Consider the following 13356-nt stretch of genomic DNA (forward strand, 5'->3'; position numbering starts at 1 on the left):
AGGACGAGACATCGAACACTTTAGAAGTAGTATCTAACGCCTACCCAAGCTTCGGTCTGCCACTCACTTGGCATAGATAAACCGTTCACATCGATATCGCCTTTGGTGATGTCGTAACGAGTATTCAACCACCAAGTACGCGCACTGTTCATTGGTACATTCAAAGATGTTTTCAATGAGAAGTTTTGCATGTTGATATCGCTACCAGATAAGTCTTGCCACTCAGGAACCAAAGAAACATAAGCGCCTGAATCACCCAAGTGTTTTGCCGTGATAAGCCCAAGTGAATATCCCGTTAAGTCGTCTTTAGACGAGCTGACACCTGAAATTTCCATGCTTCCTGTCATCAGCCCAGCTCTTGGAAAGACTAAGAATCCTCCTGTGTAAGCCGGATTGATGGCAACAACACCACCGACCGAGAGCAAATCATTCTTAATGTTGGTGCGAGTATTAATATAATCTAGCGACACGCCAATTTTTGGAGTCGCCTCTAGCCCCGGCTCAAAAACATGAAAATACTGGAGTCGGGAGTTACTGTAATCCGAACCAAATTTATTTGGGTCACGTTGTGTCACATCATTATCATCAACAAAGGTCGCCTCTGCGAGTAACGCAAACTGCTGACCATTGTCCATCCCACCAGAAACCTGTCCCTGAAATTGAATATCGGAGCTACCGCTGAACATCAGTGCGGATTGTGTGTACACCTTGGTTACGTCTGCAGGATCGATAACACGTTCTGATTCGGCATGCACAGGGATCGACAAACCTAAGCTCAATGGAATAATAAGGGCAAACTTTTTCATTGTATCTCTCGAAAGTAGTTTGCTTCTTCCTTGAAGCGAGAAAGTCCTTCTGTCTCAAACGGGCTGTTATTTATCAGCAAGTAATTTTGCAGCTGAACGCATCAACGCAGGGCCTTTGTTTTCACCAAAACCAGAGTGGTAAGGGTTGTTCGAGAACATCACGCCAACAAAATCACGCTCTGGGTCGATGTAAATGAATTGACCAAGGTTGCCACTTTTCGACATTGCACCGTCATTGAAGATGAAGTCGAATTGATATGCGTTGTAATCCGCTTTTTCATTGTATGCATGCAATGAACTGCTCTCCTTGCTCGTGCCGACAAAGGCTTTTGGATCGCCGCCATTGCGAATACGATCAATCACGGCTTGAGAGATAACAGGTTCATCCGCTACCGCTTTCCAGCTTGGCGTAAACAGAGTGCCCCAGCGTGCCATGTCTTCGACTGTTGTAGACACCAAACCAACGGCGATCGCCATGCCATCAGGCGTTAGGTTAAATTCCATCGATTGGCGAGCATGTACTTTCGACCAAACACGATCTTCAAACACTTGAGTCCATGTTTTGTTTTCGATGTTCTCAACCATTTTGGTTAGTACCATAGTGTTGATAGAGGCATAACGGAAATGGTCGCCCGCTTTCTCGCCATCTAGCTTCTGAGCGCCTTTAGCCACATTCATCCATGTTTCCATTTCACCGGTTTTGGCTCTTGGCGAGTTAAATGATGCAGCAAAGAAACGTACAACGTCAGAGTCTGGGTTCAGGATCGATTTAAGCGTCTCTTCGTTATCTAACGCCGTAGACATATTGAGCACCTGATGCACAGTAATGCCTTCCCAGTTGGTTCCTTTGAGTTCTGGAACATAGTGAGTAATGCCTTTCTCTGGGTCGACTTTGCCCTCTTCGACCAGCATTGCCACAACTGTACCGACGGTAGTTTTGGCCGTTGAAGCCCATACATGACTGTCTGTCGGGCTCATGCCTGGATACGCTTCGTAAACAATCTCGCCTTTATGAATCAGCATAAAGCCTTGAGTTCTAAATTGTTCATCAGCAAGGTACGCTGCCATTGTCATTTCACCCTTGCTTTCCGTCTCAACCTTCAACTTCGTAAGGCGTGGATCAAGGTTTTTAACCAGTGGCTTGTAGTCCTCATTCGGTGCAGCAAAAGCCGTTGGCATAAACTCACTCATATGCAGGTTGTAGTAAACGCTGTGGTCACCACCCATTTGCCAATGGAAGTTATTGAAGTTTTCTCGCGCTGAAGCAACAAACGAGGGAGTAAAAGATTGTTGAGCATCTTTCACGGTCAGTGTTACCTGAGCGCCTTCTACTTGAAGTGCAGCCTCTACTGGGTTTTCTGCAAAAGCCATCGATGAAATGGTAAGTGATGAAATCGTGAGTGATGAAATAATTAGAGCAAGGGGTTTAAGTTTCATGTTCTTCTCCTCATTTGGGTTGGAAGAAGTATATGAAGTTGCGCTACACTTAATTAGGTCATTTGGTGACATTTAAAGGCAGACTCATAGAACTATGAAAGCATCATCGAACACCACCAACATACTGCTCAGCTCTACCAGTAACATTGCACCGTATATTCAATATTGCCAAACACGTTCTTTAGACTGGCGTTCGGTGGCCATCGAATGTGGGTTGCCAATTGAGCTGACACACTCTAACCAGTGGCTTCCTACTCAGGATTTGGTTCGCTTTATTCATAGCTTGGAGCGTAAATTTGGTTATTCAATTGGGATTGAGGTTGGACGAAAAGCATCTCTAGAACAACTGTCGCCAGAGCTAAGTCGAAAGATCGACCAATGCACATCACTTGAGCAAGCAATCCGTTGTTTAACTGTTGAGATATCAACCTTGAGCAATCACGTCACCATGTGGACAGAAAACCGCGATGGAATGTGGTGGCTATGTCATCGCAGCTGCTATCACCCATCGACATCGGGTTTTGAGCAATCTGAGTGGTTTCGCACACTGACCGTAATTAGCTTGTGTCGTAAATTCATAGAAAGCACATGGCAACCATCACACGCTAAGCTAATCTCGGCAAACAACCGTGAGCGTAAGTTACCCAAACACTTCTTCAATTCTGATATTCAGTTTGAGCAACAATATGGCGCGATCGCCATTCCCTTGCCGGGTGACTATCGCGCAATCTCCGAACAAGACACAACCCAAGATTGGCATCAAGCTGTTGAGGTACTCATAAGCACTTACTCGACCTTGCCTTGGTTCAATATTGAATGGTTCGCTACCATGCTCGGCATGACAAAGCGAACGCTGCAACGAAATCTGAAGAGTAACGGGATCCTCTTTAAGCAGGCCAAAGAACAAGTTAGGAAGAGTAAAGCCAAGCAGTTACTCGATGAGACCGATCTTTCAGTGCAAGAGATCAGCTGGCAAGTGGGTTACAGTGATTTGAGTAACTTTAACCGCGCCTTTAAGGGTTGGACTGGCACTACAGCGCCAAGTTATCGAAATACGAGCAAAGAAACAAAAAGGTAGTTATCAAAATAAAAAGTCCGGTCAAATAACCGGACTTAATCGAAGATGTTGATATCAGTTCACTACTCTAATAAAGCTCTCGCGTTATCACCCTGCTCGTAAATATAGAGGCTGACACGAGACAGTATGGTTATCTCTTCTAAGCTGACTTGGAGCGAGTTTTGCCCTCTTCCTAGATTAGCTCTCAAGCGATCGACTAGCTGTTGAACTGCCTGCAAATCATCTCTCGCTTTAGGAACACGAGTATTCATAAAGGTGAACCACTTTTCACTCATGTTACGGCTTATCTTGGCAAGTACTTCGGTATTGGTAATGGTAAATGCCTTATCAAGATTGCCTCCGTCTCGGAGGATGTCATAAATGATGTGACCGTTCTTTTTCGCCACCATCATGTTCTTGGTATTGAGCTGCAATTCACCAATATGTCCATTAGCCATTTTTAAGAAGAACTTAATGTCTTTGTAGCCAGCGTCTGTTGCGCCACAGTTGAATTTGGCGTTGTCGCCTTGGCTGGTGCCATAGCGATCTTTCATCGCAGATTGATGGTGTTTCAGCTCGACAAACTCTTTAGTCAAAATGATCATCGCTTTGGCCACGATCATATCGTCCATACTCTCAAACACGATGGTCATGCGGGCTGCATCTTTAAGGTCGCCAATATCATAATGACGTTTTCGATTGGTGATTTTATCCAACGCACCATGAAAATCTTTTACGCCCAAATAAGCACCGGGAGGCTGTTTGAGCGTTCCGTTACACACTGAAGCGACTTGCACAGCGAACTCTCTAAGCGCCTCTTGAGCCTCGACCGTCTCCATAAACATCATGAACAGCTGCTTTTTCTTTAGCGTGGCATTCGCGACCTGATTTCGAGAACCAAAATCTAGATTGCTATTCGCCAACTTCTGACTTGATGATTCATCCAGATAGTTATGAATCTTTTCTTTCTGAGTCATGATGTCGAGAATGACCTGATCTTGCTGCTTGTTAGCGGCATTCATGTAATCGAAATTTTCGACCTTTTGTTTCAATGCTTGCAACTTCTGTTGGTAATCTTTGACGTTAACCAAACGAAAGCCCTGAGACATGATGCCTTGTTGGTTTATCTTAGCGAGTACCTTCGCCTTGTTCTTTCTAACCTGTTCTTGGCTGATCTGAATTTCTTCTGTCGTCGGCATATTTAGGTTCCCTCTCCAATATGCAGTTAAAACGGTGCTTGCTGACTCGCAATTCCTTTCCCTTTGACGATATTAGTTTATGGATTTGATAATTACATTAGCCAACAACGATAACCCTATAAAATAAATAAGGTTTGAGAGGTACTTCCATAAAGCCACAGGACAGAGTGCAACAACTACTCTGAACTCAAAGTTAGGGAATATGCCGAGATCTGTTAACAGTTATTGGTATCGGGCTGACCTTACGTTATCCTTTACGCAATTCTTCATTGAGAGGTTTGTCACCAATACAAACCTAACTTCAAGACCGATAAGAGCGTTATGAATTCTACTACCGCAACTCCCTCGCCTTCTCTTGGCCGACAACTCTATACAATGACATGGCCAATGCTGTTTGGGGTGCTTTCCCTAATGAGCTTCCAGCTTGTAGACAGTGCTTTTATTGGCCAACTGGGCGTGCTGCCGCTCGCTGTTCAAGGTTTCACGCTTCCAATACAGATGATCATCATTGGTATTCAGGTCGGGTTAGGTATCGCGACAACCGCGGTAATCGCTAGAGCCATTGGCGCGAATGAAACGCGCTACGCCAAGCAACTAGGTGGATTAGTGATTGCGATGGGCAGCGTGAGTGTTGCGCTTTTCTCCGTCATCATCTACCTATTGCGTGGGCCAATTTTACAGTTGTTGGATGCGCCACCGACGGTATTGCCAATCATTGATTCTTATTGGATCTATTGGCTAGTCAGCTCTTGGACAGGTGCGCTGCTCTACTTCTTCTACAGTGTGTGTCGTGCCAATGGTAATACCATGCTACCCGGTTCAATGATGATCGCGACCAGTATCATCAACTTGATATTGGACCCGATTTTCATCTTTACGCTCGACATGGGTATCAATGGAGCCGCCATTGCGACCATCTTAGCGTTCGGTGCGGGTATATTTTTCGTTGCTCCTAAGGTGACTAAGAAGCATTGGATGACGTTCGACTGGCACGATCTCGACATTGGTAAGAGTGTTCGCTCCATTGGTAACATTATGGGGCCTGCGATGATCAGTCAGCTGCTGCCACCTGTTTCATCCATGTTCGCCACTAAGCTGCTTGCTGGCTATGGCACTGCTGCCGTTGCAGCTTGGGCGCTGGGTTCACGTTTTGAATTCTTCTCGATTGTCGCTGTACTGGCATTAACGATGTCGATGCCTCCAATGATTGGTCGCATGTTGGGAGAGAACAACCTCGAAAACATACGTAAGCTCGTTAAGATTGCGGTGATGTTCGTATTGGGTTTCCAGTTGGTGATTGCACTGGTGACATGGTTATTCTCAGGCGGACTGGCAAACCTAATGACTAGTGAAAGCGAAGTCTCAACGATTTTAAACTACCACCTACTGATCGTGCCTATTAGCTTAGGGCCATTGGGAATCTGTATGCTGATGGTTTCTATCTCTAACGCATTAGGCAAGTCTTACACCGCATTGACGATTTCAGCGCTGCGCCTGTTCGCCTTCTTCTTGCCTTGCTTATGGGTTGGCTCTCAACTTGCGGGTATTGAAGGCCTATTCTGGGGCGCAATGGTAGGTAATGTGCTTGCCGGAACCTGTGCATGGTTTATGTATCAACGCGCACTCGGGCAAGTCGAGGCTAAGTTTGCTAATTAACTAGCGAGAAAGTTATTAAATACAAAAAAGCAGCCACTTGGGCTGCTTTTTTTGGACTTCTGTTATGCCCCACCATTGGCAAGAACTTGGGACATATTAAACGTGGCAGGCAATGTAGCGAAATAAGCAATTAGAAGTCGCAAAGACATCTAGTTAAAACGCCAAAGCAGAACATAAACACTCTGCCTTTTATTACCTCAGATCGACTTACCCTCTCACTAAAATAAATAATGATGTATCCAAGATATTTCAGTTTTATTTTTGCAAATTCAAAACGAAAAAAGCCTCGTGCGAGTAACAAGAGGCTTTAATTATTAGTGAATTCTAGGTTAGTAGAACAGCACCATGAACATACCGATAAGTGTCAGTAGTGTGTTTGATACAGCGTAAGGTACGGTGTAACCAAGCATTGGGATATTACTTTTCGCTTTTTCTCCAACCATTGCAACCGAAGCTGTACTGGTACGAGCGCCACCACAAATACCTAGGTTCAGTGCTGGATGGAACTTAAAGATGTATTTACCAATCAATGGTGCCAGTAGCATTGGGATTGCTGTCGCTGCAGCACCAATTACGAATAGACCTGCGCCAGCGTTTTTAAGGCCTGCAACAAAGCCAGGACCGGCAGAAATACCAACAATAGCAATGAAGATGTTTAGGCCGACAGAGTTCATAAACCATTGTGTCGGTTGTGGCAGACGAGCAAACGTTGGGTGTACCGAGCGCAACCAACCTAATATCAGACCACCGATTAACACACCACCTGATACTGACAAGGTCACAGGTGCGCCGTCAACATTAACCACCAATGCGCCAAGCAGACCAAAGATAACGATGAATAAACCAACCCATACCATATCTGTTTCTGTCGTTGTTCTATCAACGTGACCTACCGCTTTTTCCATACGCTCGGTATGAAGAGTGGTACCAGTCACTGACAGTACATCGCCACGATGAATATCCGTTTGAGCAAGCATCGGGATTTCTTGACTCGCCGCGCCACGAGTAATTTTGTTTAGGTAAACACCACGAGTGTAATCTTCTTTTGCTAGTTCAACCAAAGTGCGGTTAGCAAATTTTTTGTTGGTGACAACAATATCGACCGTTTCAAGAGGCAGATTATCTAGCTCATCATCAACGACTTCTGTCAAATACTGCTGAGCATGAACCAATGCGTCTGTGTGACCAGTTAATGCAATCACATCTTTTGCCATCAGTGGGCTGGCTGCATCAAACTCAATCATCTGACCATTGCGTTTAATTTTCTCTATGAACAAACGTTCTTCTTGGTGCTGAGCTTCAAAGTCAGCTACCGTTTTGTTGTTGATGTTGTCTTGAACTTCATAAGTACGAGACTCTGTGCGATGCCAAACTCGTGCAATACCTTCTTCAGGTGTGCCTTCTGACATTTTTTGTTCGTAATCTTTGCAGGCTTCTTCTAGATCAACGCCCAACAGTTTTGGCCCCACGTACGCTAGAATCATACCAGTACCAATAGTACCGAACAGGTAACAAATTGCGTAAGCCACCGGAATTTGATCGAGTAACTCTTGAGTATTAGTAGCGCCAGATGAGTTAATCGCATCGGTTGCAAGACCAATTGAAGCTGAAATCGTTTGTGCGCCAGCCCAAAGACCAGCGGCCAGACCTACGTCGTAACCGGCCATTTTTGCGCCAGCATAAGTTACAGCAAAGCACAGAAGTGAAATAACCACGGCAAAGATAGCTTGTGGAGCACCATTTTTTGCGACACCTCGAACAAACTGTGGACCAACGCCATAGCCGACAGCAAACAAAAAGAGCGTGAAGAAAATTGATTTAACTTGCGATGATATCGAAATATCAAGCTGACCAATTAATACGCCAGCAATCAAAGTGCCTGTTACTGCACCAAGACTAAAGTGACCAAATTTGATAGCTCCTATCCAGTAACCCACTGCGAGAGTCAGGAAAATAGCCAGTGCTTGGTGCTCTCGGAATACTTTCACAATCCACATTGGTTCTGCTTTTACAGATGCTTTCACAGCGGATTTTACAGCAGTGGTATCTGTTTTTTGCGTAGATGCTTGTTCTTGTGCTTGCGCCGAATTAATGAGATTGAAAGAAGGCGTCGCTTGCGTCGCATCAATATTAATGGTGCCAGCGAGCATGAATATGGCAAGCAAGCTTAGAAATACATGTCTGACAAATTTTGTCGGGCACAGTTTGGATAAGAATGTCATGAAAACCTCAAAGATGTTGATGGTAATTTAGTTTGTTATTAATTAAGTGATGACTGGGGCTAAGTGAATAGCCCCAAATTGCGTTCGGATTAACCGTGGTTGAATGAGCTTGCGCTGTCTTCATCAACAGAGTTCACAACAGGGAATTTGTTGAACTTTTCAATCGTACGCTTAAGGTCTTGAACCAATAGATCAACCATGTCACGACTCACACCGTGGCGAATAAGTACACGCATGATGACCAAGTCTTCACGGTTAGAAGGCATTGAGTATGCTGCGATCTGCCAGCCGCGAGCACGAATTGCATCGCTTAAGTCAAACAGGTTGAAGCCTGCATCAACGTCGTTTTTCAAGCTAAAGCTCATTGCAGGGATACCGCCACGACCATCATAAATAATGTCAAATAACCCTAATTTCGCGACTTCGTCCGATAGATATTGTGCTGAGTGGTAACAAGCATCGTGGATGCGTTTGTAGCCTTCTTTACCTAGGCGTAGGAAGTTGTAGTACTGAGCTACGATCTGGCCGCCAGGACGAGAGAAGTTGAGAGCAAACGTTGGCATGTCGCCGCCAAGATAGTTCACACGGAAAATCAAATCTTCCGGAAGGTCACTTGCTTCACGGAAAACAACCCAGCCCACACCAAGAGGTGCTAGACCGTATTTATGGCCAGATGCATTGATAGATTTCACTCGAGGAATACGGAAATCCCACTCCAGCTCTGGGTCACAGAATGGTGCGATGAATGCGCCACTTGCGCCATCGACATGCATCGGAATATCAAGACCTGTTTCTGCTTCTAGTTTGTCTAGGGCATCTGCGATCGCTTTTACAGGTTCGTACTGACAAGTGAATGTCACGCCCAGTGTCGGTACCACACCAATGGTATTTTCATCAGCAAGAGCTAGAACTTCTTCAGGTGTCATCAGAAGGCGGTCACCTTCCATAGGGATTTCACGAAGCTCAACATCCCAGTATTTTGCAAATTTATGCCAGCACACTTGAACAGGACCACAAATCAGGTTTGGTTTATCTGTTGATTTACCTTCTTTGCGACGCTTTTCACGCCAGCGCCATTTCATAGCCATGCCACCTAACATTGCAGCTTCACTTGAACCTGTTGTTGAACAGCCCATCGTGTTTTCTGCATCGGGTGAGTTCCAAAGGTCAGCTAGCATGCGAACACAACGGTCTTCAATTTCTGCAGTTTGTGGGTACTCGTCTTTATCAATCATGTTTTTGTCGATGCACTCATCCATGATCTTATGGATATTGCCATCCACCCAGGTTTGACAAAAAGTCGCTAGGTTCTGACGAGAGTTTCCATCTAGGATTAATTCATCAGAAACCAATTGATAAGCAGCGTCTGGATTTGATTCATCACTTGGAAAAACGTGATTGTTAATAGTGCTATCAAGTAATTGATCCGCAAATACGTCATCAGCAGCTTGGTTGTTTTGTTTGTTGTTTAGCATGTTTTTCTCCGTTACATAATTAATAATCAATGACAGGTTTGTTTACTATTTAAAACCAGTCTTGGTTGGGACGAGATGAATTATTACCGAATCGGAATATAAAACCATCAATTAAAAATAAAAGAGTCATAATTAAAGAATCAGGAAAAACATAATGGAGGAAAAATGATAAAGAAATAATTACTTGAGTTATTTCTTTGAAATGACAATTTTTCAATTTTTAGGGAAATAGTCATGGAGGTACTATTTAAAAGTCGCGCCAGAACCAAAAACACAGTTCCCTCCTTTGCCTACTAAAGTTAAAGAAGCTCTTAAAAATCAACATCAAGAAAATATAATACATATAAATCAACAATTTAATGTTTTTGTGCATGTTAAAATTATGAATTAATGATGTAAGTGTAATTATTTAATCTTTCCGAATAGATATACTTCTTGGCAACTTATCGAGAGTGGTCAGCAGAGTTATCTAATATTTAATATCAGTAACAAGTATTAATTACGTTTGTCCGCTCAATATCAAAACCATTATTAATGGGTGTTAAAATGAAAGACCAACTATTATTTGGCAACGTTTATATACCGAGTTTTATGATACTTGTTATTGTTAGCTTGTTTGCTCTAATGTTAGTTAAGTACTTTCTTGGCAATGTACTAAGAAAGAATAAAATCATGAACCCTTCTTTATGTGAACTATGCCTAGTAATCATTGTTGCTGGGCAGTTTTTATTATTACAGGTAAAATAAAATGAATGTATTTAAAGTATTATTGCCCACAGCTCTTGTTATTGGTGCCGGCTTGACTTGTTATACCTCTTGGGTGGCATACACAGATTCTTTGTGGACTCGTGATGCCAAAATACACGTGGAGATTGCGCAAATCTCGCCGAAGGTATCTGGGGAAATTACTCGCATCGCGGTGACAGACAATCAGTTTGTCCATGCAGGTGACTTGCTATTTACCATTGACGATACGGATTATAACAATAACGTCTCTGATGCCACGTTCTCAATGCTAAAAGCAGAATCTGAGCTCAATCAAGCGAAGAATGTGTATCGTCGTGACTCGAAATTATTGTCTGCACGATTGATTTCACCTGAGCAGGTAATGTCAGAAAAATTGCAAGTTGATGCCAACAGAGCTGAGTATAAAAAGGCAAAACTAGACCTAGCTAAAGCGCAGTTGGACTTGAGTCGTACCCAAGTGGTTGCACCGCAAGATGGTTATGTCACTAACCTTCAACAACGCCAAGGTAACTTTATTAATACTGGCGAAACCTTTGTAGCATTGGTGGAAAGCAACACTTATTACATTCAAGCTTATTTTACCGAAAACAAAATCAAAGAAATTAAAGAAGGGGCGATTGCAACCATCACACCTTACTCCTCTGGGGACACCTTTGAAGGTACAGTGGACGGAATTGGACGTGCTATCACCGACCAAAGTGCCGACAGCTCTGGCTTGGTATCAAATGTAGATCCCACCGTCCCTTGGGTGCGTTTAGCGCAACGTGTGCCTGTTCGTATTAGCATTCCACATGAAGTCATCGTAAATGAGAGACTGATTGCGGGCACCACTGTCTCGGTTACGATTCAATGATGTTACTTAATTGGGCACGGCAGTGGCTCGATCCTGACTCTGCCATTTTTGGTTTTCGTTTTGCTGTTGCCGTAGTGTTGACTTGGGTTTTGTCACAGCTGTTTGATTCCGACTCCACTGGAACGGCAATGATGACGACAGCCATTATTCAAATCACAGGTACTCGGGGAGCTAGCATCCGAAAAGCCATGGCGCGTCTTGCAGGCACTTTTATGGGGGGCGCTTATGTGTTGCTCATCGCAAGTGTGACTTTGATTGATGCATGGCTTTTTAACAGCTTCATTATTTTGGGCATTGTAGTTAGTCTTGGCATCGCTTCTTATTTTCATCACCGAGTTTCTTACATGTTTGCCATTGTGGGCGTAACGTTATCATTGGTTGGATTTCCAGTGGCAGCGGATCCGAATATGGCAAACCTCTTCGACCACGTCCAACTACGATGTGTCGGTATCTCGTTTGGGATCGTGATGTCTATGGTAGCGAGTCTCATGATCCCGTATCCGGATGATAAGCGTGAGCTAACGTTTGTCAAAAAACAGACAATTCATTTTATCAAGACACTTTTTCAATCGGATGCGTCCTCTGTCACTAAATCAATCCGAATTTTTTTGACTATGATTGGCCGAAAATGGCTGGCAGTGGATGATGAAATCTTTGGTAGTCAAAGCGATATGGCTGCCAAAATATCAAGCCGTACAAGTTTTTACGATTGTATCAACATTGCCATAATGGGTATTGAACTGCGTAACATGGGTGATTCTGCTGGTATGACCCAAGATGCATGGCAAGCATTACAAGAGAATGACTTCATACTTGAAGCAAGTTTTGCACAAGAGTGGTCACTGACAGAAAGTGACTTTTTCTCACTTTTTCACTTTCAAGTTAAGCAATTTGCCGCCCAACTTGACAACTTTTCGCAGCAAAACGGCCTAGAAAAAACTAGCGAGACACAATTTGTAGATAAAATTAGCGATTTTACCGATGGTTATTTGGTGCTAATCAATATGTTCAGAGCTGCACTAGCACTTTTTCTATTGTCATTTATGTGGATTGAACTGCAGTGGCAAGATGGAATGGGTGCAATGATCATGGCTGGTATGGTGGTATCGGTCTTTGCGGCAAACCCTGGTGCAGAAAAAGCATTTAGTCCAAACATTTATGCCCAGTTTTTGGCCGGAGGATTTGCCTTCTTAGTCAACTTTATTGTCATGCCCATAGGCTCACCAATCATTGTTTATACAGTGGGGTTTGTGGGGATTTACATCATGGCGTATTGGTTTAACCAAAGTAAATCGCTATTAAAAATCATCATGATGGTCTCGTTGTTCTCTTGGAGTAATCTTGTACCGACAACCAGTATACCTACTTTTGATTTTGCTCATTTCTTAAATACATTGGTGGCGAATATGGTGGGATTAATTGTGCTTTGGCTTTCTTACCAATTAATACCTTCTAGAACGGCAGTAGATATTGTTAAACGTCGTGTTGAACAACTGGTGCGTAAGGTCAAATACAAGCATAAGAGTGCCATTAACCAATTGAATTTGAACAATCTGTTTTTATCATTTTATCCTCACGTATTAGGTGAGAATGAAGATGATACGGTATTTCGGTTGCTCTACACCAAGTCCATTGTTCGTGTGCTAACAAACGAAATGCTTGATAGCGTGGAGCGCGACGTGCTCCTTTCTTCTTTGGACAGTGATAAAGAGCAACTCCTGAAAAACCAAGCGTTGCTGAAGCTTGTGAGTAGCAGGGTTAGTGATCAAGCACAGTTAAATTACAATTGGTTTGCGCTAATGAAGTTATGCAATAGCACACCTTAACCGTGGCAACCTATATAGAGATTGGTTCGCCAATCTCTATATAGGGTAGGAGTAGCTCGCAATGTAAAGGCGCTGACC

At 43.5% G+C, this 13356-nt stretch carries 9 protein-coding genes; 4 read left to right on the forward strand and 5 right to left on the reverse strand.

What is annotated here, in order from left to right; translation table 11 throughout:
- Positions 1–20: 20 nt before the first annotated feature.
- Positions 21–806 carry a hypothetical protein gene (locus AC3CKG_RS17735; RefSeq protein WP_102295895.1) on the reverse strand — a complete coding sequence of 262 codons (786 nt, stop codon included), beginning with the start codon at positions 804–806 and terminating at the stop codon, positions 21–23.
- 66 nt (positions 807–872) lie between these two features.
- Positions 873–2243, reverse strand: a complete 1371-nt coding sequence (locus AC3CKG_RS17740; RefSeq protein ID WP_192852976.1) for a serine hydrolase domain-containing protein — start codon at positions 2241–2243, stop codon at positions 873–875.
- A 94-nt stretch (positions 2244–2337) separates the two neighbouring features.
- Between AC3CKG_RS17740 and AC3CKG_RS17745 the strand changes: the two genes are divergently transcribed.
- Positions 2338–3321: a helix-turn-helix domain-containing protein gene (locus AC3CKG_RS17745; protein ID WP_488529677.1), complete on the forward strand. Its 984-nt coding sequence runs from the start codon at positions 2338–2340 to the stop codon at positions 3319–3321.
- Positions 3322–3383: 62 nt separating this feature from the next.
- Here AC3CKG_RS17745 and AC3CKG_RS17750 read toward each other — a convergent pair whose 3' ends face one another.
- Positions 3384–4499, reverse strand: coding sequence for a hypothetical protein (locus tag AC3CKG_RS17750; protein WP_065105295.1), 1116 nt, complete (start codon positions 4497–4499; stop codon positions 3384–3386).
- 321 nt (positions 4500–4820) lie between these two features.
- Here AC3CKG_RS17750 and AC3CKG_RS17755 point away from each other — a divergent pair, with 321 nt between their 5' ends.
- The gene (locus AC3CKG_RS17755; RefSeq protein WP_488529678.1) at positions 4821–6155 is read left to right on the forward strand and encodes an MATE family efflux transporter; all 1335 of its coding nucleotides are present in this window, start codon (positions 4821–4823) and stop codon (positions 6153–6155) included.
- 329 nt (positions 6156–6484) lie between these two features.
- Here the strand turns inward: AC3CKG_RS17755 and aspT are convergent, their stop codons facing one another.
- Positions 6485–8377 carry an aspartate-alanine antiporter gene (aspT, locus tag AC3CKG_RS17760; protein WP_488529679.1) on the reverse strand — a complete coding sequence of 631 codons (1893 nt, stop codon included), beginning with the start codon at positions 8375–8377 and terminating at the stop codon, positions 6485–6487.
- Between the two features lie 89 nt (positions 8378–8466).
- On the reverse strand, positions 8467–9852 hold the full coding sequence (gad, locus tag AC3CKG_RS17765; protein WP_017110925.1) for a glutamate decarboxylase: 1386 nt from the start codon (positions 9850–9852) through the stop codon (positions 8467–8469).
- Positions 9853–10600: 748 nt separating this feature from the next.
- Between gad and AC3CKG_RS17770 the strand changes: the two genes are divergently transcribed.
- Together AC3CKG_RS17770 and AC3CKG_RS17775 are read left to right on the forward strand one after the other, a co-directional pair.
- Positions 10601–11452, forward strand: a complete 852-nt coding sequence (locus tag AC3CKG_RS17770; protein ID WP_102280523.1) for an efflux RND transporter periplasmic adaptor subunit — start codon at positions 10601–10603, stop codon at positions 11450–11452.
- Positions 11449–13278 (forward strand): FUSC family protein, encoded by a 1830-nt coding sequence (locus tag AC3CKG_RS17775; RefSeq protein ID WP_488529680.1) that lies wholly within the window; start codon positions 11449–11451, stop codon positions 13276–13278. The genes AC3CKG_RS17770 and AC3CKG_RS17775 overlap by 4 nt, the downstream gene beginning before the upstream one ends.
- Positions 13279–13356 lie beyond the last annotated feature (78 nt).

It is taken from the genome of Vibrio sp. QJM3NY_15 (assembly GCF_057785995.1).